This is a genomic window from Tuberibacillus sp. Marseille-P3662, assembly GCF_900178005.1.
Classification (GTDB): domain Bacteria; phylum Bacillota; class Bacilli; order Bacillales; family Sporolactobacillaceae; genus Marseille-P3662.
In genome coordinates this window covers 175,447-201,044 of the sequence record NZ_FXBS01000002.1, presented here as the reverse complement: position 1 = coordinate 201,044, position 25,598 = coordinate 175,447, and the positions used below count along the sequence as shown (strand labels likewise).

Sequence of the window (25,598 nt, the reverse complement as noted above, 5' to 3'; positions counted from 1 at the left end):
CAAGCATGAGGATAGGGCAAGGTTTCGATGTCCACCGGTTTGAAGTCGGGCGCCCGCTCATTATCGGCGGTGTGGACATCCCTTACGAAAAAGGTTTAACAGGTCACTCGGATGCTGACGTTTTATTGCATGCGATTTGTGATGCATTGTTAGGGGCCATTGGAGCTGGTGATATTGGTCGACACTTTCCCGATCATGATCCAGCTTATAAAGACGTGGATTCTAAAGTTTTGCTGACGAATGTTTGGGGAATGGTACAAGAAAAAGGTTATCAGTTGGCTAATTTAGATTGCGTGATTATGGCTCAAGCCCCAAAAATGGCGCCGTATATTGATGATATACAACATGTTATTGCTGAATATTTAGGAGCACAAACGAACCAAATTAATATTAAAGCAACCACAACCGAGAAGCTGGGTTTCACCGGCCGTGGTGAGGGAATTGCAGCTCAAGCGGTCTGCTTGATTGTCTCATCATGACCCGTTAATATTATTTAAAGAAGTATATTTGCTCTCATATTGTTTTTTGAAAATAAGATGGTGGTGGAATGAATGAATCAAATCAGGGTAAGGTATGCACCAAGTCCAACGGGCTACTTACATATAGGAAATGCGAGAACAGCCCTATTCAATTATTTATTTGCTCGGAGTCATAACGGTCAGTTTATTATCAGGGTTGAAGATACCGATCAAAAACGCAATGTTGAAGGTGGTGAATACAACCAGCTCAACTATCTCCAATGGTTAGGAATGGATTGGGATGAAAGCATTGATGTCGGCGGCGAATATGGCCCTTACCGGCAGATAGAACGTTTAGATATCTATAAAGATTATTGGCAGGACTTGCTTGAGCGTGGCTTAGCTTATAAATGCTATTGCACAGAAGAAGAATTGGAGCAGAGTCGCGAGGAGCAATTGAATAACGGTGAAGCCCCTAAGTATGATGGGAGATGCCGTCATTTGACCAATGATGAAAGGCAGCGCCTTGAGGCAGAAGGCCGGACGCCGAGTGTCCGCTTCAAAGTACCTAGGGATCAAGAATATGTTTTTGAAGATGTCGTTAAGGGAAAAGTATCCTTCGAGTCTAATGGCATTGGTGATTTTGTGATCGTAAAAAAAGATGGCGTGCCAACCTATAATTTTGCTGTTGCTATTGATGACCATCTTATGAAAATATCTCATGTTCTTCGCGGTGAGGATCACATTTCGAATACACCGAAGCAAATGATGGTGTACGAAGCCTTTGACTGGGGTATTCCCACTTTTGCACACATGACATTAATTGTTAACGAACAGCGTAAAAAATTGAGTAAAAGGGATCATGACATCATTCAATATATCGAACAATACGCTGATTTAGGTTACATGCCTGAAGCTTTGTTCAACTTCATTGCTTTGCTTGGCTGGTCACCAAAAGGTGAAGAGGAATTATTCAGCCAAGACGGTCTCATTGATGTATTTGACCCTGAACGGTTAAGCACGTCACCGGCAGTGTTTGATGCACAGAAATTGAAGTGGATGAATAATCAATATATTAAAAACGCTGATTTAGATCGGGTAATGGATCTGACCGTTCCCCATCTCGTCAAAGCTGAAAAAATTACAGAAACACGGACTGATGAAGAAGAAGCCTGGTTGCGTAACTTGGTATCTTTGTATCAAGAACAGTTGCAGTATGGTGCGGAAATTGTTGAGTTAACCGAATTATTCTTCCGTCAAACCATCGATTATGATGCGGAAGCGATGGATATTCTTAGAGGTGAACAAGTCCCTGAGGTTCTTAAAGTCTTTAAAGAAAAGCTTCAAGAATTGGATGAATGGAAAGCCGATGTCATCAAACCGCAAATTAAAGCTGTGCAAAAAACGACGGGACACAAAGGTAAAAAATTGTTTATGCCAATTCGTGTTGCCACGACAGGACAAATGCACGGTCCTGAATTACCATCTGCGATTGAACTCATCGGTCGGGAAACTGCTTTGGCTAGGCTTGATGCCGCATTAAGTCAATTAGAATCGTAACGGACAGATACTATATCATGAAACACGTTGACAAGGAGAAGTAAATGCTATCCCTGATTCACCAGAGACAATCGTCACCGGCTGAGAGCGATTGAATCACATAGGATTGAAGTGCACCTTCGAGTTCCTTTGCTGAACGTTACAATTAGGCAAGGGCGGAGACGAAAAATCCGTTATCATTTTAAGTGAGGACGACTAATACCTTAGTCGTCTTAAGCAGAGTGGAACCGCGTTTACGGCGTCTCTGTGTCTTAATAAAGACATGGAGACGTCCTTTTTTTATACCTATGAATAGGGGGGCTTAGCGGTTGTTTAAATTATTAAAGGAAGACCTTGATGTTGTGTTTGACCAGGACCCGGCAGCGCGCAATTATTTTGAGGTTATACTAACCTATTCCGGCCTGCATGCGATTTGGTCGCACCGTTTGGCCCATTGGTTTTGGAATAAAAAATCCTTTTTCATTGCCCGGTGTATCTCACAGCTGAGCCGGTTTTTAACGGGAATTGAAATACATCCAGGTGCGACCATTGGACGCCGATTTTTTATTGATCATGGCATGGGTGTCGTTATTGGCGAAACCTGTGAAATCGGCGACAATGTAACAATTTTTCAAGGTGTAACATTAGGTGGAACCGGAAAAGAAAAAGGGAAGCGCCACCCGACAATTGGTGATCATGTATTAATATCGACGGGCGCTAAAGTCCTTGGATCAATTACGATTGATGATTGTTCAAAGATTGGTGGAGGTTCAGTTGTTTTAAAGGATGTCCCGTATCATTCAACAGTTGTCGGTGTTCCTGGCCGTGTAGTTCGGCAAAATGGTGTTAAAATTGAACATGATTTAAATCATAGTTTACCTGATCCGATAGCTGATAAGATGAAAGAAATGGAACAAGAAATTAAACGCTTAAATCATGATATTGAACAATTAAAGGAAGGCGTGAAGGAAGATGGCTCTTAGTGTTTATAATACACTCACAAGGCAAAAAGAAACGTTCCATCCCATTGAGGAAGGTAAAGTCAAAATGTATGTCTGCGGTCCTACAGTATATAACTATATTCACGTAGGGAATGCACGTACAGCTGTTGCCTTTGACACTGTAAGACGTTATTTAGAGTATCGCGGTTATGATGTGACCTATGTATCCAATTTCACAGATGTTGATGATAAACTCATCAAGGCGGCAAATGAACAAAATGAAGATGTTCTTGACATTGCAGATCGATTTATTCGAGCCTACAAAGAAGATGTAGGAGCTTTAAATGTACAGGAAGCAGACATCAATCCTCGGGCAACAGAGACGATTAAGGAAATGATTGATTTGATCCAAAATTTAATTGATGATGGCTTTGCCTACGAATCGGCCGGTGATGTCTACTTTCGGACGAAACAATTTGATCACTATGGACAGCTTTCACAACAATCGGTTGATGAGCTGAAAGTTGGAGCTCGTATCGGTGTGGGTGAGCAGAAAGAGGATCCTTTGGATTTTACGCTATGGAAAGCAGCCAAACCCGATGAAGTGAGCTGGGATAGTCCATGGGGGCATGGGCGTCCGGGTTGGCATGTTGAATGCTCAGCGATGGTTAATAAATACTTGGGTGAGACCATTGATATTCATGCAGGCGGGCAGGATTTGATTTTTCCACACCATGAGAATGAAATCGCACAATCGGAAGCGGCTAACCATGAAACCATGGCCAATTATTGGATTCATAACGGATATCTAAATATTGATAACGAAAAAATGTCTAAGTCTCTCGGCAATGTAAAACTGGTTCACGACATGGTGCAAGAATATAATCCGAATGTGATACGGTTTTTTATAAATACCGTTCATTACCGGAACCCGATTAATTTCAGCGATGAATTATTGAAGTATGCAGAACAATCGTATGATCGTTTGAAAACGACTTACAATAACTTGCTACACCGTTTAGATAAAAGTGCTAATCTCTTAGAAGCAGAGAAGGTTGAAAAGGGAGAGCAAGCGATTCAGAGATTGCGTGCGGAATTCATTCAAGCGATGGATGATGATTTTAACACAGCCAATGCAATTACTGTAATGTTTGAGGCTGTCAAGGAAGCTAATAAACAATTGGAAGATAAGAACTCATCGGTCACATTATTAAAAGCTTATATTACCCTGTTGGATGAATTCTCCAGTGTCCTTGGAATTTATTTAAAAGAAGACGACGCCTTGCTTGATGAGCACATTGAACAAAAAATTCAGCAACGTGAAGCCGCTCGTAAACACAAAGATTTTTCAACGGCTGACCGTATCCGTGATGAATTAAAGGATCAAGGAATTGTGCTAGAAGATACCCCACAGGGCGTTCGTTGGAAGAGAGCTTGACTGTATGAAAACGATTGAGATGAATAGTTTAACTTTGGCTTATATGGGGGATGCCGTCATTGAGCTATATGTCCGCCGTCACCTCATTCATCAAAAAGCCGTCAAACCTGGGCAGCTTCACCAACAAGCCATTCACTATGTGTCGGCAGAGTCACAAGCAATGTTTTTAGCACACTTAATAGAAAAAAATCGCCTTACAGATCATGAGTCAGCGATCATTCGCCGGGGACGTAATGCCAAATCAGCATCCAAACCTAAAAACGCGGGGTTGGCTGAATATAAGTCAAGTACTGCTTTTGAGGCTTTAATTGGTTATCTCTATTTTGAAAATCAGCATGACCGGATTAACAGTTTGATGGAGCAATTATTTCATGATGTTGAAGAGAGGAGGGGTAAACATGAAGGGTGAGTTAATTATGGGACGACACCCCGTTTCCGAAGCCATTGCATCGGGAAGGGATATTAACAAGGTGTGGGTAAGTCAAAATGGACAGGGACTGTCTAAAAAACAGCAACAGACATTAAAAGAGAATCAAGTGACGATTCAATTTGTTCCGAAAAACAAACTCGATCAACTCGTTAACTCATCACAGCATCAAGGTGTTGTGGCGTCTGTTGCTGCTCATGAATATGCCGATATGGATGAGTTGTTTTCGATAGCTAATAACAGGAATGAACAGCCGTTTTTTATCATTTTAGACGGCATCGAAGATCCACATAACTTCGGATCTATTTTGCGAACGGCTGATGCGGTTGGAGCTCATGGTGTCATTATTCCAAAGCGCCGTGCCGTTGGCTTAACTCCAGTTGTGGCTAAAGCCTCGACTGGAGCCATCGAGCATGTTCCTGTTGTTCGAGTCACCAATTTATCGCGAACCATCCAACAGCTAAAAAAACAAGGTTTATGGTTTCTCGGCACGGATGCTGATGGACAAGCCGATTATAAAAATGCGGAGTTAGATCTTCCCTTGTGTCTGGTGATGGGTAACGAAGGAAGCGGCATGTCAAGATTAGTTAAGGAACATTGTGATTTTCTGATTCGGATTCCTATGGAAGGTACCGTTACTTCCTTAAATGCATCCGTGGCCGCCGCATTATTGATGTATGAAGTTCATCGACATAGGCATTCTGAAGGAGAATGATATGACATGGATGTCTTACTTGTCGATGGATACAATGTTATTGGTGCCTGGCCAGAATTAAATCAAATGCGTAAGATTGATTTTGCTAATGCCCGCGACTTGCTGATTGACAAACTAGCTGAATATCAAGCTTATAAAGGCTGGCGGGTGATGGCTATTTTTGATGCTCACCTTGTTCCGGGGATGGAGGCGAAGACCAAACATGCCAATGTTGAAGTGATATATACTCGTGAAAAAGAAACAGCTGATGAGTGTATTGAACGGCTTGTTTCTAAGATCAAAAATGTTAGAACCAGAGTCCATGTGGCGACAAGCGATTATACAGAGCAATGGACGGTATTTTCACAAGGGGCTTTAAGAAAATCGTCTCGGGAATTACATCGTGAGATTCTTAAAATAGAACAACAAATTTCGACGAAAGTCACAGAAACGAATCAACAAAAGAAGGCATCGAGGATCCAATTTAACGAGGATTTAACGAAACTATTTGAAAAATGGCGGCGCAGTGACTGAATTTTGTTGACGATTCAAAATTTTATACTATATAATAAGCGTATATTAGGCACCGTTATGGTCGGAGGGATTTGTGTGAAGGTCGAAATAGACGAACGAACGGCTTTAGGTTTTGCTGAACTAGAGGATGAACAAGTGGTTCGACAAGTGCATGACGGTGATATACAGGCTTTGGAGTATATGATTGACAAATACCGTAATTTTGTCCGTGCCAAAGCCAAATCGTATTTTTTAATTGGCGCTGATAGGGAGGACGTTGTTCAGGAAGGGATGATTGGCTTATATAAAGCCATTCGGGATTTCCAAGGTGACAAGCTCTCTTCATTCAAAGCGTTTGCTGAGTTATGCATAACACGGCAAATGATTACGGCGGTTAAGACGGCGACAAGGCAGAAACATATTCCCCTTAATTCTTACGTTTCTTTGGATAAGCCGATTTATGATGATGAATCTGATCGCACGCTTCTCGATGTTCTTAGAGGATCTAAGATGACCAACCCCGAAGAACTGTTAATTAACCAAGAGGAATTTGACGATATTGAAATTAAAATGGGCGAAATTCTCAGTGACCTTGAACGAAAAGTGTTGATGCTTTACTTGGAAGGCCGGACATATCAGGAAATCTCAGCGGTGTCCAAACGCCATGTCAAATCAATTGACAATGCACTTCAACGTGTCAAAAGAAAGCTGGAACGCTATCTTGAATTGAAAGAAATCAGTCTATAGCAAGAAGAGTCCCCTGTTTGTACTCATTGACAGATTTGTTTGATCTGTGCTAGGTTTAAACTAGTGTGTAAAAATAAGGTTTTAACGAATCGATTGAAATCAGGTGTCGATATATGAGAAAAAAGATTGTGTTAGAATGCTCGGTATGCCGGAGCAGGAACTATACCACAACAAAAAACACAACCAATCAGCAGGAAAGAGTCGCTGTTAAGAAGTTTTGCAAACGGTGCAATGAACATACGCTTCACCGTGAAACAAAGTAAGATTTTTTCTGGATATGTTTAAAATAGATAGAATGATATCAGACTGGTTGGGGGTTAATTAAAATGGCAGGTATCGTCAAAAAGGCGGGGCGGTTTTTCCAGAACGCATGGATTGAATTGAAGAGAGTCAGGTGGCCGAATCGTCGTGAACTGACAAGTTATACAGTAACGGTTGTCCTTACCGTTGTATTTGTGTCGGTCTTTTTTGCCTTGATAGATCTTGGGACATCGCAAGTATTGGAACTGATTACTGAATAGAATGATATAGACTGGATAATGCGTGGTTAAAGTCTGGAGGAACATTTGAATGGAGAAACAGTGGTATGTTGTCCACACCTACTCTGGTTATGAAAATAAAGTCAAAACGAACTTAGAAAAGCGTGTCGAGTCCATGGGGATGACCGACAAAATATTCCGCATATTGATGCCGACTGAAGAAGAGACGGAAATCAAAAATGGGAAAAAGAAGTCGACTATGAAAAAAGTATTTCCGGGTTATGTTATTGCGGAAATGGTTATGACCGATGACTCGTGGTATGTTGTTCGCAATACACCTGGTGTTACAGGTTTTGTTGGGTCAACCGGCGCAGGTTCTAAACCCATCCCGCTTTTACCCGAAGAAGTTGATGCTATTTTGAAGCAGATGGGGATTAAAGAAAAAAGAACCGACGTTGATTTTGAGATTAAAGAACAGGTTCAGGTCAAAGAAGGTCCGTTTGCTGATTTTGTTGGAACAATTGAAGAAATTGATACTGAAAAAGAAAAGGTTAAAGTTCATGTTAATATGTTTGGTCGGGAGACCCCGGTCGAATTAGACTTTGGCCAAATTGAAAAAATTTGATAATGGCTTGAAATCTTGATTCAGAGATTGTATAATTTTTATGTTTGATATGGTTTGCCCATTTTAGAAAAATATGAGGCAAGCTTTAAGTGGGAGGGACAACCCGTACCACATCACGGACTAAGGAGGTGTGTCTCGTGGCTAAAAAGGTTTCTCAAGTAGTTAAATTGCAAATCCCTGCTGGAAAAGCCAATCCGGCGCCACCGGTAGGTCCTGCCCTTGGTCAAGCGGGTATCAATATCATGGCATTTTGTAAAGAATTTAATGCTCGTACCCAAGAACAAGCAGGTATGATTATCCCAGCAGAAATTACGGTATATGAAGACCGTTCATTTACATTTATCACAAAAACTCCGCCAGCTGCGGTTCTGCTAAAGAAAGAAGCAGGCATTGAATCGGGTTCTGGTGAGCCGAACCGTAATAAAGTTGCTACTGTTTCTCGTGATCAAGTACGCCAAATCGCAGAAACAAAAGCTCCAGACCTTAATGCTGCAGACGTTGAAGCAGCCGAACGTATGGTTGAAGGAACAGCGCGAAGCATGGGTATCGTCGTAGAAGGCTAATAGCGTCTATTGTGTTGATGTGATGTTCCAGTATGAATGAAATTCTATGGTTGCGGGGGATCGTCTCGCAACCTTATTTAAGGATGCTACATCTACTGGTGCATTCTGTGTAAGTAGGTGGGAGGTACAACCGTTACAACCACAAAAGGAGGAACACGACTATGGCAAAAGTAGGAAAAAGACTTAAAGAAGCAACAGGTCAAATCGACCGCACTAAAATATATGACGTCAATGAGGCTGTTGAATTAGCTAAAAAAACCGCTTCGGCTAAATTTGACGAAAGCATCGACGTTGCTGTCCGGTTAGGTGTTGATACACGTAAAAACGACCAACAAGTACGCGGTGCTGTCGTCCTTCCGCATGGGACTGGTAAGAGCCAAAGGGTTCTCGTCTTTGCGAAAGGCGAAAAAGCGAAGGAAGCTGAAGAGGCTGGCGCTGACTACGTTGGTGATCAAGACATGATCAATCAGGTCAATCAAGGCTGGTTTGATTTTGATGTCGTCGTGGCTACACCTGATATGATGCCTGAAGTTGGTAAACTTGGTCGGGTGCTTGGACCAAAAGGTCTTATGCCAAACCCGAAGACAGGTACAGTAACTAATGATGTAACTAAAGCTGTTGGAGAAGTTAAAGCAGGTAAGGTTGAATACCGTGCTGGTAAAGATGGTAATGTTCATGCGCCGATCGGTAAGGTCTCATTCGATGATAAGGCTCTTGCTGAAAACTTTGAAGCATTAGTTGATGCGCTTATCAAAGCTAAGCCGGCAGCTGCAAAAGGCAAATATGTCAAAAATATTGCTGTGTCATCCACAATGGGTCCTGGGATTAAAGTTAACAATCCATTTGCTTAATTTTTTTTTGATTTGACAATCGGAGATTTATTAGATATAATCGTATCCGGTTTTGAATTGAATATCGGTTGATACCGTAGACAGTAGGGGCCTATGAACGGCTTAATGTCCTACCGAGGTGATTATAGGTCTGAATAGCATTCACTCAAAGTGTTTGAAATGATAATGACGCCTATTCCTCCATGTCTGCGTGACATGGAGGTTTTTTAATAATGCTGGAAGATGCGGTATCACGTACTAGGAGGTGGAACCATGAGTCAAGCAATTGAAAGCAAAAAGCAAGTTGTTGAAGAAATCACCGGCAAGTTGAACAATAGTATTTCAACCGTCATTGTTGACTACCGCGGATTGGATGTTGATGAAGTTACTGAACTTCGTAAGCAGCTTCGTGAAGCAGGCGTTGATTTCAAAGTATATAAAAATACTATGATGCGTCGTGCGGCTGATAATGCTGGATACGCAGAATTGAACGAACACTTTGTTGGGCCAACAGCGGTTGCCTTCAGTAATGAAGATGTTGTCGCCCCGGCGAAAATTCTTCACAACTTTTCCAAAGAGCACCAAGACCTAGAAATAAAGACAGGTGTGGTCGAAGGTGCAATTGCTGATTTTGATCAAATCAAAGCATTGGCAGAGATTCCTTCTCAAGAAGGTTTGTTGTCTATGTTGCTTAACGTATTGCAAGCGCCGATTCGCAACTTTGCGTTGGCATCTAAGGCTGTTGCTGATCAGAAAGAAGAAAGTGCTTAATCATTTAAAATTATAAGGAGGATCAATCATGAGTCAAGAAGAGATCATTAGTGCGATAAAAGAAATGTCTGTTTTGGAACTTAACGACTTGGTTAAAGCCATTGAAGAAGAATTTGGTGTTACAGCTGCTGCCCCAGTTGCAGTACAAGGTGGCGGTGAAGATGGCGGCGGTGCAGAAGAACAAACAGAATTTGATGTTGTTCTTACTGATGCCGGAAGTTCAAAAATTAAAGTCATCAAAGTTGTTCGCGAAATCACAGGTCTTGGCCTTAAAGATGCCAAAGAACTTGCTGACAATCTTCCAAAGCCGCTTAAGGAAGGCGTAGCCAAAGAAGATGCTGAAGAAATGAAAGGTCAACTAGAAGAGACTGGCGCAACTGTCGAGTTGAAATAAAATTGAACAATTAAAAAGCCCGCCTTATAGTGCGGGCTTTTTAATAATAAAAGTAAAACATCACTTTGGATATAATTAGGGTATCGATTGGGGCTGGATTAATGATGGAACATTACTATACTAAGAATCCGAACGCCGAAAGTCATCCTGAATATATATCAGCAGACTTGCTAGGCCATGCATTATCGTTCTATACTGACGCTGGCGTTTTTTCTAAGAAATCAGTGGATTTTGGCACCAAGGTTTTAGTAGAATCTTTTGTTCCTACAAGTTCTTCAGGCTCTATTTTGGACATGGGATGTGGTTATGGCCCGGTTGGTATTTCTTTAGGAAAGCATTTTCCGTCTGTTTCGATGACGATGGTCGATATTAATGAGAGAGCCATCCAGTTGGCACTAAAGAATGCACGGCTGAATGATGTTTCAAATGCCAAGATTCATCCTAGTGATTTATTTCGAAATGTGGAAGGGCGTTTTGATGATATTGTAACCAATCCCCCTGTCAGGGCAGGGAAACAGGTTGTGCATCAGATATTCGAAGATGCGTCTCGTTACTTAAATAACGGGGGACACTTGTGGGTCGTTATTCAGAAGAAACAAGGAGCGCCGTCTGCATTAGAAAAATTAAAAACCATCTATAACAAAGTCGAGACCGTAACAAAAGAAAAAGGTTATTATATTTTTCGAGCAAGAATCATTGACGGTGAAAGCTTGCTGTGATATTATATCTTAATGCCAATAAAAATAGCATTTGACTATACATGTATAGGTTTTTATTCTATTGGAAAAACTAATCAAATGCATTGTTTATGTTTTGTACGGTAAACATACCATGAAGTTTACCGATTTTCAATATGCATCATTTGAGGGGTGAATCAGTTGACAGGTCAACTTGTGCAATATGGACGCCACCGCCAACGCAGAAGCTATGCTCGCATCAATGAAGTGCTGGAACTGCCAAACTTAATTGAAATTCAGACGGCCTCGTATCAGTGGTTTTTAGATGAGGGGATCCGTGAAATGTTTCAGGATATTTCACCCGTTGAGGATTTCACAGGCAATTTAGTCTTGGAGTTTATTGACTATTCTTTGGATGATCCAAAGTATTCAGTTGAGGACGCAAAAGAACGAGATGTGACTTACTCCGCTCCTTTACGTGTCAAAGTGCGTCTGATTAATAAAGACACTGGTGAAGTTAAAGAGCAGGAAGTTTTTATGGGTGACTTCCCGTTAATGACGGAATCAGGGACATTTATTATCAATGGGGCTGAACGTGTTATTGTATCTCAATTGGTTCGTTCACCAAGTGTCTACTATAATCATAAGTTTGACAAACACGGGAAGAAGGGCTACACAGCAACCGTTATCCCTAACCGTGGAGCTTGGTTGGAATTCGAAACCGACGCTAAAGATATTGCATACGTTCGGATTGATCGAACAAGAAAGTTACCGATTACGGTTTTGCTACGGGCTTTAGGATTCAGTACTGATCAAGAAATTATTGATTTGTTAGGCGATGATGAGTACATTCGTAATTCGCTTGAAAAGGACAATACGGAAGGTACTGAGAAGGCATTAATTGAAATCTATGAACGCCTTCGTCCTGGCGAACCCCCTACGGTGGAAAATGCAAAAAGTCTATTACAAACAAGGTTTTTTGACCCCAAGCGCTATGATTTAGCCAAGGTGGGGCGTTACAAAGTTAATAAAAAACTACACATAAAAAATCGTCTATTTAATCAACGATTAGCTGAAAAACTTGTCGATCCTGAGACCGGCGAAGTTGTCGCTGATGAAGGCACACTGCTTGATCGCCGGACATTAGATCGATTGTTGCCAACTATTGAGAAGAAACTCGGCTATCAAACCTATACACCGGCTGCTGGTGTCATTGAGGGCCAAGAGATTACTTTGCAAAGCATTAAAATCTATTCTCCATTAGAAGGCGAAGATGAGAAAGTCATTAATGTAATGAGTAATGCTCAATCAGATGATAACGCTGAATCGAATGATGTTGTCAAAAATATAACACCAGCTGATATCATTTCATCAGTCAATTACTTCTTTAATCTGATGCATGGTGTTGGTAATACAGATGATATCGACCATTTAGGCAACCGGCGTATCAGATCTGTTGGTGAATTGCTGCAAAACCAATTTAGAATCGGCCTTTCACGAATGGAGCGTGTTATTCGTGAAAGAATGTCCATTCAAGATACGAGCTCAATTACGCCACAGGCATTGATTAATATTCGGCCTGTCATTGCATCAATTAAAGAGTTCTTTGGTAGCTCGCAGTTATCGCAATTTATGGATCAAACGAATCCGCTAGCTGAATTGACAAATAAACGCCGTTTATCAGCTCTAGGGCCAGGTGGATTGACGCGTGAACGGGCTGGCTTTGAAGTTCGTGACGTTCACTATTCACACTATGGACGTATGTGTCCCATTGAGACTCCAGAGGGTCCAAACATTGGCTTGATTAACTCGTTATCAAGCTATGGGAAGGTTAATAAATTTGGTTTCATAGAAACGCCATATCGAAGAGTCGATCCTGAGACAGATAAGGTTACGGATCAAATTGACTATTTAACAGCAGATGAACAAGATAACTATGTTATTGCTCAAGCCAATGCGAAATTAGATGATGATGGTTCGTTTGTTGATGATGAGGTTATTGCCCGCTTCCGGGAAGAAAACACTGTTGTCAAACAAGATCGCGTTGATTATATGGACGTATCGCCAAAACAAGTGGTATCTGCAGCGACAGCTTGTATTCCGTTTCTTGAAAATGATGACTCAAACCGGGCTTTAATGGGGGCAAACATGCAACGTCAAGCGGTACCGTTGTTGTTCCCTGAGGCACCAACCGTTGGTACAGGGATGGAATATGTATCGGCTCAAGACTCAGGTTCTGCTATTCGTGCGAAATATCAAGGTCGTGTTGAAGATGTCACATCTGAAGCTATCAAAATTCGGACGATAGATGAAGTTGACGGCAAAAAAGTCGAAGGCGATATAGTAACTTATAAACTCCAAAAATATGAACGCTCAAACCAAGGCACTTGTTATAATCAGCGGCCGATTGTTAGTAGAGACGATATCGTAGCCAAAGGTGAGCTGCTTGTCGATGGCCCATCAATGGAGCAAGGTGAACTTGCTTTAGGGCGCAACGCAGTTGTTGCTTTCATGACTTGGGAAGGCTATAACTATGAAGATGCCATTATTATGAGTGAACGTATGGTTAAAGATGATGTCTACACATCTATTCATATTGAGGAATACGAATCAGAAGCGCGTGATACGAAACTTGGACCGGAAGAAATCACTCGTGATATTCCGAACGTGGGTGAAGATGCACTTAAAGATCTTGATGAACGCGGGATTATTCGCGTTGGTGCTGAGGTAAAAGACGGCGATATTCTTGTTGGTAAAGTAACACCAAAAGGGGTTACTGAACTTACAGCTGAAGAGCGATTGTTGCATGCTATTTTTGGTGAAAAGGCTAGAGAAGTCCGCGATACATCATTAAGAGTACCACACGGTGGCGATGGCATTGTCCATGATGTGAAGATTTTCAATCGTGAAGACGGCGATGAGCTCTCACCAGGTGTTAATCATCTCGTTCGCGTTTATATTGTTCAGAAACGGAAGATCTCAGAAGGGGACAAGATGGCGGGTCGCCACGGTAACAAAGGTGTTATTTCCCGCATCCTTCCTGAAGAGGATATGCCGTATTTGCCAGATGGTTCACCCATTGATCTTATGTTGAATCCATTAGGGGTTCCATCACGAATGAACATTGGTCAAGTTTTGGAACTACACCTTGGAATGGCAGCTAAGCAACTGGGTATTCACGTTGCGACACCAGTCTTTGACGGTGCGCGAGAAGAAGATGTGTGGGGAACGCTTGAAGAAGCAGGTCTCCCACGAGATGGAAAGACTGTTTTATATGATGGCCGAACTGGAGAACCCTTTGATAACCGTGTCTCTGTAGGCGTTATGTATATGATTAAATTAGCGCACATGGTTGATGACAAATTGCATGCTCGTTCAACGGGACCTTATTCACTGGTTACGCAACAGCCGTTGGGTGGTAAAGCCCAATTTGGTGGTCAACGTTTTGGTGAAATGGAAGTTTGGGCACTGGAAGCTTACGGTGCTGCCTTTACATTACAAGAAATTCTGACCGTTAAGTCGGATGATGTTGTCGGGCGTGTTCAGGCTTATGAATCCATTGTTAAAGGTGAAAACATCCCTGATCCTGGCGTTCCGGAATCATTTAAAGTCTTGATTAAAGAACTTCAAAGTCTGGGAATGGATGTTAAAGTTCTTACCAGTGACGAAGAAGAGATCGATATACGAGACATTGAAGAGGAAGAAGAAGATACGTCGAGTCAAAATCTGAATGTTAATGCCTAGTTTGAGTGTGCTCATACTAGGCATAACACCGAATTATAAGGGAGGTTGCCCCCTTGTTAGATGTTAATAAATTTGAGTATATGAAAATCGGTCTATCATCACCGAATAAAATTCGGTCGTGGTCTCGTGGTGAAGTTAAAAAACCTGAGACGATCAATTATCGAACACTGAAACCGGAAAAAGACGGTTTGTTTTGTGAGCGGATATTTGGCCCGCAAAAGGACTGGGAATGTCATTGTGGGAAATATAAACGTGTCCGTTATAAAGGCGTTGTTTGTGACCGCTGCGGCGTTGAGGTCACTCGTGCCAAAGTTCGAAGAGAACGTATGGGGCATATTGAGTTGGCTGCCCCCGTTTCTCATATTTGGTATTTTAAAGGTATTCCAAGTCGTATGGGTCTTTTGCTCGACATGTCGCCACGGGCTTTAGAAGAGGTTATTTATTTTGCTTCATATGCGGTAACTGAGCCTGGTGATACACCGTTAGAGAAAAAACAACTACTGTCAGAGAAGGAATACCGTAATTATCGCGATAAATACGGTAAAACCTTTAAAGCTGATATGGGTGCTGAGGCTATCAAAAAACTCTTACAAGACCTTGACATGGATCAGGATGTTGCTGTCTTAAAAGAAGAGTTAAAGACTGCTCAAGGACAGCGCCGTACACGGGCTATTAAACGCTTGGAAGTGCTTGAGTCATTTAGACACTCTGATAATGATCCATCATGGATGATCCTTGAAGTGTTACCGATTATCCCGCCGGAGCTTCGTCCGATGGTTCAGCTTGACGGAGGACGGTTTGCAACGTCTGATTTGAATGATTTATACCGACGTGTTATTAACAGAAACAATCGTTTGAAACGATTGTTAGACTTAGGTGCACCTAGCATTATTGTTCAAAACGAGAAGCGTATGCTTCAAGAATCAGTTGACGCTTTAATTGATAATGGCCGTCGCGGTCGCCCGGTAACTGGTCCGGGAAACCGTCCATTGAAGTCTTTATCACACATGCTTAAAGGTAAACAAGGACGTTTCCGTCAGAACCTCCTTGGTAAACGTGTTGACTATTCTGGACGTTCTGTTATTGTTGTAGGTCCTAGTCTTGAAATGTATCAATGTGGCTTGCCTAAGGAAATGGCATTGGAACTGTTCAAACCATTTGTAATGAAAGAATTAGTTAATAAAGGCGTTGCTCATAATATTAAGAGCGCAAAACGGAAGGTTGAAAAAGTTCATCCCGATGTATGGGGTGTACTTGAAGAAGTCATTAAGGAACATCCGGTTCTGTTAAACCGTGCGCCAACTTTACACAGATTGGGTATTCAAGCATTTGAACCTATTCTTGTGGAAGGGCGAGCCATTCGTTTGCATCCGCTTGTATGCACTGCATACAACGCCGACTTTGACGGTGACCAAATGGCTGTTCACGTTCCGCTTTCTGCAGAAGCCCAAGCTGAAGCGCGTATTTTAATGCTGGCAGCGCAAAATATTTTAAATCCAAAAGACGGGAAACCGGTTGTTACACCGTCACAGGACATGGTATTAGGTAATTATTATCTAACACTTGAGCGTAAGGGCGCTGTTGGTGAAGGAAAAACATTTAAAAATGCTGACGAAGCATTTATGGCCTACCAAAATGGCTATGCGCATTTGCATACACGAGTGGCAGTACCGGCTCGTTCGGTTAATAATGCGACATTTACTGCTGAACAGAATGACAAGTATTTGGTGACCACAATAGGTAAATTGATCTTTAATAACATGTTGCCAGAGTCATTTCCATACATTAATGAGCCAACTCAGGAGAATTTAGAGATTGCAACACCGGATAAATTCTTTATTGATAAAGGTTCAAATATTGAGGATGACATTGCGAGTCGCGAAGAAATACCACCGTTTAAGAAAGGTATTCTTGGTGATATCATCGCGGAAGTTTTCAAACGGTTTAAAGTGACGGAAACATCAAGGATGCTAGACCGGATGAAAGACCTAGGCTTCTATTACTCGACAAAAGCGGGTATCACAATCGGTGTCGATGATATTGTTGTCTTACCTGAAAAACAAGAAATACTGGATCAAGCGGAAGAAAATGTCAACAATGTTCTTAAGCAGTTTAGACGAGGTTTGATTACAGAAGATGAACGCTACGAGCGGGTTATATCGATTTGGAGTGGGGCTAAAGATACGATCCAAGATAAACTAATGCATTCCTTGGATAAAACCAATCCTATTTTCATGATGCAGGATTCAGGTGCTCGTGGTAACGCATCAAACTTTACCCAACTTGCTGGCATGCGTGGCCTAATGGCTAATCCATCTGGTCGCATTATTGAATTGCCGATCCAGTCAAGTTTCCGTGAAGGTCTAACGGTATTAGAATACTTTATTTCAACACACGGTGCACGTAAAGGTCTTGCCGATACAGCGCTTAAGACGGCTGACTCTGGCTATCTTACTCGTCGGTTGGTTGATGTTGCTCAAGATGTTATTGTGCGTGAAGATGACTGTGGAACTGACCGTGGCCTTGTTGTTAGTGCTATTGACGATGGTAAAGAAGAAATTGAAGGTTTATATGACCGATTGGTTGGTCGTACGATTTATCAAGATGTTACACATCCAGAAACAGGCGAGATTCTGGCTCAAAAGGACGACGTTGTGACAGAAGACCAGGCTAATACAATTGTTGAAGCTGGTGTCAATGAAGTTACAATTCGCTCTGTCTTTATGTGTGAAACCCAACATGGTGTCTGTAAGAAGTGTTATGGCCGCAACCTTGCGACCGGCGTAGAAGTTGAGGTTGGTGAAGCTGTTGGAATTATCGCTGCTCAATCCATCGGTGAGCCAGGTACACAATTGACAATGCGGACATTCCATACTGGCGGTGTTGCTGGAGACGATATTACTCAAGGTCTGCCGCGTATTCAGGAGCTGTTCGAAGCTCGTAATCCAAAAGGTCAAGCACCGATTACAGAAATTGAGGGTCACATAAAGAGCATTAACGAACTTCGTGATAAACGTGAGATTGTTGTTGAAAATGACCTTGAATCTAAATCTTATGATATTTCGCTTAGTGCCCGAATGAAAGTGGCCGAAGGTGATAAGGTTGAAGCAGGTCAAGTCTTGACAGAAGGATCTGTAGACCCTAAAGATTTACTAGAAGTTTCAGGCCTACAAGCGGTTCAAGATTATTTGTTAGCTGAAGTTCAAAAAGTTTATCGGATGCAAGGGGTTGAAATTGGCGACAAACACGTTGAAGTGATGGTCCGTCAAATGATTCGTAAGATCCGTGTAGTCGAAGCTGGAGATACGGATGTTCTTCCTGGTACTCTTGTTGATATTCATGCTTTCAAGGGTGTTAATAAGGATGTCCTTCTTAACAGCGGTGAACCGGCGACAGGACGTCCGGTCCTTCTCGGAATTACCAAAGCTTCACTTGAAACTGAGTCTTTCTTATCAGCCGCATCTTTCCAAGAGACCACCCGTGTTCTTACGGATGCCGCTATTAAAGGTAAGCGAGATGAATTGCTTGGTTTGAAAGAGAATGTGATTATAGGTAAACTGATACCTGCCGGAACGGGAATTTCAAGGTATCGACAGATCGGTACAGATAAAGCTGATGAATCAGCTGAGGACATGGATATGATTGATACTGGTGATCTGGTCAATCAAGAAAGTTAATGGAGTATTGACAAGGAGGAATGCTCAGTGTTATTATAACTGAGTGTTCCTGAGACCTTGTTGCTTCGGAGGATATTTCAGATGTCTTATGATAAAGTAACACTGGCTAAGGATAATTTAATCATAGGAACAAAGCAGACGTTGAAGGCTTTGAAAGAGGGCTTGATTAAAGAAGTCGTCGTAGCCACAGATGCCGATGTGCGTGTCACTAACAAAGTCGTCGATTTAGCTGAACAGAAAAACGTTATGGTTTTCAAAGTTGATTCTATGAATCGACTAGGCAAATCTTGTGGAATCGATGTTGGCGCCGCAACAGTGGCCATAAAATATTAGTTTTGCCTGGGCAGCCAAGCAAATCTTTTTTTGTGTTAATATGAACCACCTGGGTCTGTGGGTTTGAATAAATGATTTTGAAGGGAGGAAATGAATATGCCTACAATTAATCAATTGGTTCGCAAAGGACGTCAATCGAGATCACGTAAGTCTGACTCACCAGCACTTAACAAGGGGTATAACAGTTTTAAGAAAACATTAACTGATAGCCCATCACCACAAAAACGCGGTGTTTGCACTCGTGTTGGTACTTTGACACCGAAGAAACCGAACTCTTCACTTCGTAAATATGCACGTGTTCGTTTAACAAACGGCATCGAAGTGAATGCTTATATTCCAGGTATCGGCCATAACCTACAAGAACACAGTGTTGTTCTTATGCGTGGCGGTCGTGTTAAAGACTTGCCTGGTGTCCGTTATCACATTGTTCGTGGTGCTTTGGACACTTCCGGTGTTGATGGTCGTAGACAAGGCCGTTCCAAATACGGAACTAAAAAACCTAAAAAATAGCATTGATTTAATATTTGAAAGGAGGGAAACCTATGCCACGTAAAGGTCCAGTTGAAAAACGAGAGGTATTCCCAGATCCAATTTATAATTCTAAATTGGTGAGTCGTTTGATTAATCGTATTATGCAGGATGGAAAGCGCGGAAAGGCACAGAAGATATTATACCGTTCTTTTGAGCTTATTAAAGAGCGCACTAATCAGGATCCTATGGAAGTTTTGGATGAGGCTCTGAAGAATGTTATGCCTGTCCTTGAGGTTCGTGCTCGCCGTGTTGGTGGTGCAAACTATCAAGTACCAGTAGAGGTTCGGTCTGAGCGCCGGACATCTTTGGGTTTGCGTTGGATTGTTAACTATTCACGTCTTCGGGGTGAGAAGACAATGGTTGAACGTCTTGCCAATGAAATAGCTGACGCTGCCAATAATACAGGTGCGGCTGTTAAAAAACGTGAAGATGTTCATAAAATGGCAGAAGCTAACAAAGCTTTCGCTCACTATCGCTGGTAATAGACTCTTATTTAGAAAGGAGAGAAACCTATGGGCAGAGATTTTCCCTTGGAGAAAACGCGTAATATCGGTATCATGGCCCACATTGATGCGGGTAAAACAACGATGACCGAGCGTATTCTGTTTTATTCAGGCCGGATTCACAAAATCGGTGAAACCCATGAAGGCGCTTCGCAAATGGACTGGATGTCTCAGGAACAAGAGCGCGGTATTACTATTACCTCTGCAGCAACAACTGCACAGTGGAATGATCATCGTGTTAACATTATTGATACTCCAGGGCACGTTGATTTTACTGTAGAAGTTGAACGTTCCCTGCGTGTATTAGATGGTTCTGTAGCTGTTCTTGATGCTCAATCCGGCGTTGAACCACAAACAGAGACTGTTTGGCGCCAGGCGACAACTTATGGCGTTCCTCGTATTGTTTTCGCTAATAAGATGGATAAAGTCGGTGCTGACTTTTTGTATTCAACAAATACATTGCATGAACGCCTTCAAGCCAATGCACATCCGATTCAATTGCCGATTGGCGCAGAGGACAATTTTGAAGGAATCATCGACTTAGTTGAAATGAAGGCTTACTATTATGAAGATGAGTTAGGCACACGTACAAGTGCCCGTGATATTCCAGATGAGTATCAAGATCAAGCTAATGAATATCGTGAAAAACTTGTTGAAGCCGTTGCTGAACTCGATGAAGAACTCATGATGAAATATCTTGAAGGTGAAGACATTGATAAAGGTGAATTGAAAGCGGCCATTCGTAAAGGTACTTGTAATGTTGAATTCTACCCAGTTCTTTGCGGTTCAGCATTTAAGAACAAAGGTGTTCAGCTGGTCTTGGATGCCGTTATTGATTACTTGCCATCACCTGTTGATGTACCAGCTATTAAGGGTAAAGATTTGAAAAACGATGAAGAGGTAGAACGGTTTGCTGAAGATGATGGACCGTTTGCTGCATTAGCGTTTAAGGTTATGTCTGATCCTTATGTTGGTAAACTCACTTTCTTCCGTGTGTATTCTGGTACAGCTGATGCTGGAACATATGTACAAAATTCGACTAAGAATAAACGGGAACGTTTAGGCCGGATTTTACAAATGCACGCCAATAGTCGTGAAGAAATAAAAACATGTTATTCCGGCGATATTGCTGCAGGCGTTGGTTTGAAGTCAACAGCTACCGGTGATACATTGTGTGATGAGAAAGAGCAAGTGATTCTCGAAACAATGGACTTCCCTGAGCCAGTTATTTCGGTTGCAATTGAACCAAAATCAAAGGCTGATCAGGATAAAATGGCGGTTGCTCTCGCTAAACTAGCTGAAGAGGATCCAACATTCAAAACTGAAACCAACGAAGAAACAGGGCAGACGATCATTAGAGGTATGGGTGAACTTCACCTTGATGTGATCGTTGACCGTTTGAAACGTGAATTTAAGGTAGAAGCTAATATTGGTGCACCTCAAGTGGCTTATCGTGAAACCTTGACCCAAAGCGGCCAAGTTGAAGGTAAGTTTATTCGCCAATCTGGTGGTCGTGGTCAATACGGTCACGTTTGGATCGAATTTGAACCGCAAGAAGAGGGCGCTGGATTTGAATTCGTCGATAAAATCGTTGGCGGTGTTGTTCCGCGTGATTATATTAACTCAGTGGGACAAGGCGTTGAAGAAGCGATGCAAAACGGCTTGCTTGCAGGCTATCCAATGGTAGATGTAAAAGCCACGTTATTTGATGGTTCGTACCATGATGTTGACTCTAGTGAGATGGCCTTTAAAATTGCTGCTTCCATGGCTCTGAAAAAATCGAAAGAGGTATGTAAACCAGCTTTGCTTGAGCCACTTATGAAAGTTGATATTGAAGCCCCTGAAGAATTCATGGGCGATATCATGGGTGATATTAATGGTCGCCGCGGACGTGTGGACGGTATTGAAAACCGTGCTGGTGCACAAGCTGTTCGTGCCTATGTACCATTGGCTAATATGTTTGGCTATGCAACAACATTGCGTTCAAGCACCCAAGGTCGCGGCACTTATACCATGCACTTTGATCACTATGAGCAAGTGCCGAAATCCATCGCTGATGAAATTATCAGCAAGAATACTGGTGACACTGAATAAAAGCATCTGATCTAACGATTCTTTTATTGTCAGCTAAGATAGTCGGGCCCCAGTGCCCTTCTGTCTTAGATAACATATAACTATCAAAAATACATTTCTCTATTTAAAAGGAGGACAATAGTAATGGCTAAAGAAAAATTTGACCGTTCGAAACCCCATGTTAATATTGGTACAATTGGTCACGTTGACCACGGGAAAACAACCCTAACTGCTGCAATCACGACAGTTCTTCATAAGACTTATGACAGAGGGGAAGCACAAGCTTACGACAGCATTGATGGTGCTCCTGAAGAAAAAGAACGTGGTATTACCATTTCCACGGCACACGTTGAGTATGAAACTGACAACCGTCACTATGCTCACGTTGATTGCCCAGGCCACGCAGACTATGTTAAAAACATGATCACAGGTGCTGCACAAATGGACGGCGCAATCTTAGTTGTGTCTGCTGCTGACGGACCAATGCCGCAAACCCGTGAACACATTCTTCTTTCTCGCCAAGTAGGTGTTCCTGCTATCGTCGTTTTCTTGAACAAAACCGACATGGTTGACGATGAAGAACTTCTTGAACTTGTAGAAATGGAAGTTCGTGACCTACTTTCTGAGTATGAGTTCCCTGGTGATGACATTGCAGTCTCCAAAGGTTCCGCTCTTAAAGCTATTGAAGGTGAGGAAGAGCACGAAAAAGCGATTCTTGAATTGATGGAACATGTTGACGAAAACATTCCAACACCTGAACGTGACCATGATAAGCCATTCATGATGCCAGTTGAGGACGTCTTTTCCATCACTGGTCGTGGAACCGTTGCAACAGGTCGTGTTGAGCGTGGTACTGTTTCCGTTGGTGACGATGCTGAACTTCTAGGTCTAACTGAAGAGCCTAGAAAAACAACTGTTACTGGCGTTGAGATGTTCCGTAAGCTGCTTGACTATGCTGAAGCTGGCGACAACATTGGGGCACTTCTTCGTGGTATTAACCGCGACGATGTTGAGCGTGGCCAAGTTTTGTGCAAACCAGGTTCCGTTAACGCTCATACATCATTTAAGGCAGAAGTTTACGTTCTTTCTAAAGACGAAGGTGGCCGTCACACACCATTCTTTGCAAACTATCGTCCACAATTCTATTTCCGTACAACAGACGTAACGGGCACCATCACCCTTCCTGAAGGCGTTGAAATGGTTATGCCTGGAGACAACGTTGAGATGGAAGTTGAATTGATTTCACCAATTGCTATTGAAGATGGCACTAAGTTCTCTATCCGTGAAGGCGGACGTACTGTTGGTGCTGGCGTTGTGTCAACCATTGTTAAATAATTGACTTAATGAATAAAAAGCACTCTCAATCGAGAGTGCTTTTTATAATATGTATGTTACTGTTATGCAGATATGATTTTTGTACTCACACAATATAATTAGTTTTCTCTATGTAAATTATGACAAATTCGTCAGCCAGCTAATTATACATTGCATTAAGTCAAATCCGTATGTATAATAAGAAAAGTGTTCGCAGAAACGCGAAAAAACTGTTGCATTCGCCTTTGGTTTTCTATATAATAGGTAATGTTGGTTTTTAGCGATGATGCGGAAGGTTGCGGACACACCCGGCCCCTTTGCCATGGGTGGGTGACCGGAAAATTTCCGTGGAGTTAGTCTGTTTAGAAAATGGACGATAAAGGAGGGAACAAAATGGCAAATAAACAGAATATCCGTATTCGTTTAAAGGCTTATGAACATCGTGTATTAGATCAATCGGCAGAAAAAATTGTTGAAACTGCTAAACGTTCAGGTGCAAAAGTTTCGGGTCCAATCCCGCTTCCAACTGATCGCTCTGTCTATACGGTACTTAGAGCGGTACACAAGTATAAAGATTCACGTGAACAGTTTGAAATGCGTACACATAAACGCTTGATTGATATTTTGGAGCCAACGCCGCAGACCGTTGATTCACTTATGCGGCTAGATTTACCATCTGGTGTAGATATTGAAATAAAACTATAATGAATTGATTCATATTTGTAGGAGGTGTAACGGATGACCAAAGGAATCTTGGGAAGAAAAATCGGTATGACACAAGTTTTCTCTGAAAGTGGTGAAGTTATTCCGGTAACTGTTGTTCAGACAGATTCCAATGTTGTTCTTCAGAAAAAAACAACTGAAACTGATGGATATAATGCTGTTCAACTCGGATTCGGCGATAAAAAGGAATCACGGACAAATAAGCCACAAAAAGGTCACGCCGAGAAAGCTAACACAGCGCCTAAGCGCTTCGTAAGGGAAATCCGTGAAATTAACATTGACGATTATGAACTAGGGCAAGAAGTTAAAGCTGATGTCTTTAACAAAGGTGACGTTGTCGATGTAACAGGGACTACTAAAGGCAAAGGCTTTCAAGGTGCTATTAAACGTCATGGCCAACAACGTGGTCCGAAGACTCATGGTTCACACTTTCACCGTGGTCCAGGTGCTTTAAGTGCCATTGACCCAATGCGTGTTTTTAAGGGTGAAAACATGCCTGGTCGTATGGGTGGTAAAAAAGTGACCGTACAGAACCTTGAAATCGTCAAAGTTGACTCTGAACGGAATGTTTTACTTATTAAGGGTAATGTTCCTGGAGCTAAAAGCAGTGAATTAGTCATTCAAACGACGATAAAAGAAACAGAAGCTAAATAAGAAAGGAGGATCTTCCATGCCAAAATTAAACGTATTGGATCAAAATGGCTCCCAAGTCGGCGATGTTGAACTAACGGATACTGTGTTTGGTATTGAGCCTAATCAAAATGCGCTTTATGAAGCTATTGTTATGCAACAAGCTTCTCGTCGTCAGGGAACACACGCAACTAAAAACCGTTCTGCGGTTCGTGGTGGAGGTAAGAAGCCATGGCGCCAAAAAGGGACCGGACGTGCCCGTCAAGGTTCAATTCGCGCACCACAATGGGTTGGTGGCGGTACTGTATTCGGCCCATCCCCGCGTTCTTACGGTTATAAATTACCTAAGAAAGTGCGACGTTTGGCACTGAAATCCGCGTTATCTTCTAAAGTACAAGATGGTAGCGCAATTGTACTTGACAATTTGACCTTTGATAAGCCAAAGACAAAAGAGTTTGTCAATGTATTAAATAATCTATCTGCAGATCAGAAGGTTCTTGTTGTTATCGGTGAGAACGATGATGCTGTTGAACGTTCTGGACGTAATCTTCCGAATGTCCAAATTGCGACCCCAGATCAAGTCAATGTCCTAGATGTTGTGAATCATGATCAACTGATTGTAACGAAGGACGCTGCTGCTAAGCTAGAGGAGGTGCTTGGATAATGAAAGATTCACGTGATGTTATTAAGCGCCCGGTTATCACTGAACGCTCAACTGAACAAATGGTTGATAAGAAATACACATTTATCGTTGATCGTCGAGCTAACAAAAGTGAAATTAAGCGTGCAGTTGAAGAGATTTTTAGTGTTGGCGTGTCTAAGGTTAATACGATGAATTATAACGGGAAACCAAAGCGCTTTGGTCGTTATTTCGGATATACAGCGCAATACAAGAAAGCCATTGTTACTTTGACGCCAGACAGTAAAGAACTTGAATTTTACGAAGGTGTCTAATATATAAGTGAAGGAGGGAG

The 25,598-nt window shown here is 42.0% G+C and carries 27 protein-coding genes and 2 other annotated features; all 27 genes read left to right on the top strand.

Translation table 11 applies throughout. From position 1 onward, the window contains the following. Nucleotides 1-5: 5 nt before the first annotated feature. Complete coding sequence (ispF, locus tag B9Y89_RS01295) at nt 6-479, top strand: 2-C-methyl-D-erythritol 2,4-cyclodiphosphate synthase (RefSeq protein ID WP_085520828.1); 474 nt, start codon at nt 6-8, stop codon at nt 477-479. A gap of 72 nt (nt 480-551) precedes the next feature. Next, entirely contained in the window at nt 552-2,018 is a 1,467-nt protein-coding gene (gene gltX / locus B9Y89_RS01290) for a glutamate--tRNA ligase (RefSeq protein WP_085520826.1), read from the top strand. An 18-nt stretch (nt 2,019-2,036) separates the two neighbouring features. Continuing rightward, nucleotides 2,037-2,267, top strand: a binding site (T-box leader). 59 nt (nt 2,268-2,326) lie between these two features. Further along, on the top strand, nt 2,327-2,980 hold the full coding sequence (gene cysE / locus B9Y89_RS01285) for a serine O-acetyltransferase (RefSeq protein WP_085520824.1): 654 nt from the start codon (nt 2,327-2,329) through the stop codon (nt 2,978-2,980). Then, on the top strand, nt 2,970-4,376 hold the full coding sequence (gene cysS, locus B9Y89_RS01280) for a cysteine--tRNA ligase (protein ID WP_085520822.1): 1,407 nt from the start codon (nt 2,970-2,972) through the stop codon (nt 4,374-4,376). Before cysE ends, cysS begins: the two co-directional genes overlap by 11 nt. 4 nt (nt 4,377-4,380) lie before the next feature. Further along, the gene (locus B9Y89_RS01275) at nt 4,381-4,785 is read left to right on the top strand and encodes a Mini-ribonuclease 3 (protein ID WP_085520820.1); all 405 of its coding nucleotides are present in this window, start codon (nt 4,381-4,383) and stop codon (nt 4,783-4,785) included. Then, nucleotides 4,775-5,518, top strand: coding sequence for a 23S rRNA (guanosine(2251)-2'-O)-methyltransferase RlmB (gene rlmB / locus B9Y89_RS01270; RefSeq protein WP_085520819.1), 744 nt, complete (start codon nt 4,775-4,777; stop codon nt 5,516-5,518). Before B9Y89_RS01275 ends, rlmB begins: the two co-directional genes overlap by 11 nt. Nucleotides 5,519-5,524: 6 nt before the next feature. Then, a complete protein-coding gene (locus B9Y89_RS01265) occupies nt 5,525-6,031 on the top strand; it encodes an NYN domain-containing protein (protein ID WP_085520816.1) in 507 nt (168 codons plus the stop codon). Between the two features lie 57 nt (nt 6,032-6,088). Continuing rightward, on the top strand, nt 6,089-6,757 hold the full coding sequence (sigH, locus tag B9Y89_RS01260; protein WP_085520863.1) for an RNA polymerase sporulation sigma factor SigH: 669 nt from the start codon (nt 6,089-6,091) through the stop codon (nt 6,755-6,757). A 113-nt stretch (nt 6,758-6,870) separates the two neighbouring features. Then, nucleotides 6,871-7,020: a 50S ribosomal protein L33 gene (gene rpmG, locus B9Y89_RS01255; RefSeq protein ID WP_085520814.1), complete on the top strand. Its 150-nt coding sequence runs from the start codon at nt 6,871-6,873 to the stop codon at nt 7,018-7,020. Between the two features lie 63 nt (nt 7,021-7,083). After that, complete coding sequence (secE, locus tag B9Y89_RS01250; protein ID WP_085520813.1) at nt 7,084-7,278, top strand: preprotein translocase subunit SecE; 195 nt, start codon at nt 7,084-7,086, stop codon at nt 7,276-7,278. Between the two features lie 49 nt (nt 7,279-7,327). Then, nucleotides 7,328-7,861 (top strand): transcription termination/antitermination protein NusG, encoded by a 534-nt coding sequence (gene nusG / locus B9Y89_RS01245; protein WP_085520811.1) that lies wholly within the window; start codon nt 7,328-7,330, stop codon nt 7,859-7,861. A 137-nt stretch (nt 7,862-7,998) separates the two neighbouring features. Continuing rightward, on the top strand, nt 7,999-8,424 hold the full coding sequence (rplK, locus tag B9Y89_RS01240) for a 50S ribosomal protein L11 (protein ID WP_085520809.1): 426 nt from the start codon (nt 7,999-8,001) through the stop codon (nt 8,422-8,424). A 161-nt stretch (nt 8,425-8,585) separates the two neighbouring features. Then, entirely contained in the window at nt 8,586-9,275 is a 690-nt protein-coding gene (rplA, locus tag B9Y89_RS01235; protein WP_085520807.1) for a 50S ribosomal protein L1, read from the top strand. Between the two features lie 56 nt (nt 9,276-9,331). Then, nucleotides 9,332-9,492: a sequence feature (ribosomal protein L10 leader region), on the top strand. Nucleotides 9,493-9,527: 35 nt separating this feature from the next. After that, nucleotides 9,528-10,025: a 50S ribosomal protein L10 gene (gene rplJ / locus B9Y89_RS01230; RefSeq protein ID WP_085520805.1), complete on the top strand. Its 498-nt coding sequence runs from the start codon at nt 9,528-9,530 to the stop codon at nt 10,023-10,025. Nucleotides 10,026-10,053: 28 nt separating this feature from the next. Further along, on the top strand, nt 10,054-10,419 hold the full coding sequence (gene rplL, locus B9Y89_RS01225; RefSeq protein ID WP_085520803.1) for a 50S ribosomal protein L7/L12: 366 nt from the start codon (nt 10,054-10,056) through the stop codon (nt 10,417-10,419). Nucleotides 10,420-10,520: 101 nt separating this feature from the next. Next, nucleotides 10,521-11,138: a class I SAM-dependent methyltransferase gene (locus B9Y89_RS01220; protein ID WP_085520801.1), complete on the top strand. Its 618-nt coding sequence runs from the start codon at nt 10,521-10,523 to the stop codon at nt 11,136-11,138. Nucleotides 11,139-11,297: 159 nt separating this feature from the next. After that, nucleotides 11,298-14,840: a DNA-directed RNA polymerase subunit beta gene (gene rpoB, locus B9Y89_RS01215; protein ID WP_085520799.1), complete on the top strand. Its 3,543-nt coding sequence runs from the start codon at nt 11,298-11,300 to the stop codon at nt 14,838-14,840. 53 nt (nt 14,841-14,893) lie between these two features. Further along, entirely contained in the window at nt 14,894-18,517 is a 3,624-nt protein-coding gene (gene rpoC, locus B9Y89_RS01210; protein ID WP_085520797.1) for a DNA-directed RNA polymerase subunit beta', read from the top strand. Nucleotides 18,518-18,598: 81 nt separating this feature from the next. Beyond that, nucleotides 18,599-18,850 carry a 50S ribosomal protein L7ae-like protein gene (locus tag B9Y89_RS01205; RefSeq protein WP_085520796.1) on the top strand — a complete coding sequence of 84 codons (252 nt, stop codon included), beginning with the start codon at nt 18,599-18,601 and terminating at the stop codon, nt 18,848-18,850. Between the two features lie 96 nt (nt 18,851-18,946). Then, nucleotides 18,947-19,360, top strand: coding sequence for a 30S ribosomal protein S12 (rpsL, locus tag B9Y89_RS01200; RefSeq protein ID WP_085520794.1), 414 nt, complete (start codon nt 18,947-18,949; stop codon nt 19,358-19,360). 32 nt (nt 19,361-19,392) lie between these two features. Beyond that, nucleotides 19,393-19,863 (top strand): 30S ribosomal protein S7, encoded by a 471-nt coding sequence (rpsG, locus tag B9Y89_RS01195; RefSeq protein ID WP_085520792.1) that lies wholly within the window; start codon nt 19,393-19,395, stop codon nt 19,861-19,863. Nucleotides 19,864-19,893: 30 nt separating this feature from the next. After that, on the top strand, nt 19,894-21,978 hold the full coding sequence (gene fusA, locus B9Y89_RS01190) for an elongation factor G (RefSeq protein ID WP_085520790.1): 2,085 nt from the start codon (nt 19,894-19,896) through the stop codon (nt 21,976-21,978). A gap of 123 nt (nt 21,979-22,101) precedes the next feature. Then, nucleotides 22,102-23,292, top strand: a complete 1,191-nt coding sequence (gene tuf, locus B9Y89_RS01185; protein WP_085520788.1) for an elongation factor Tu — start codon at nt 22,102-22,104, stop codon at nt 23,290-23,292. Between the two features lie 372 nt (nt 23,293-23,664). Next, entirely contained in the window at nt 23,665-23,976 is a 312-nt protein-coding gene (gene rpsJ, locus B9Y89_RS01180) for a 30S ribosomal protein S10 (RefSeq protein WP_139822666.1), read from the top strand. A gap of 33 nt (nt 23,977-24,009) precedes the next feature. Next, a complete protein-coding gene (gene rplC / locus B9Y89_RS01175; RefSeq protein ID WP_085520785.1) occupies nt 24,010-24,648 on the top strand; it encodes a 50S ribosomal protein L3 in 639 nt (212 codons plus the stop codon). A gap of 16 nt (nt 24,649-24,664) precedes the next feature. Continuing rightward, nucleotides 24,665-25,288: a 50S ribosomal protein L4 gene (rplD, locus tag B9Y89_RS01170; RefSeq protein ID WP_085520783.1), complete on the top strand. Its 624-nt coding sequence runs from the start codon at nt 24,665-24,667 to the stop codon at nt 25,286-25,288. Then, nucleotides 25,288-25,578, top strand: coding sequence for a 50S ribosomal protein L23 (gene rplW, locus B9Y89_RS01165; protein ID WP_085520781.1), 291 nt, complete (start codon nt 25,288-25,290; stop codon nt 25,576-25,578). The genes rplD and rplW overlap by 1 nt, the downstream gene beginning before the upstream one ends. Nucleotides 25,579-25,598 lie beyond the last annotated feature (20 nt).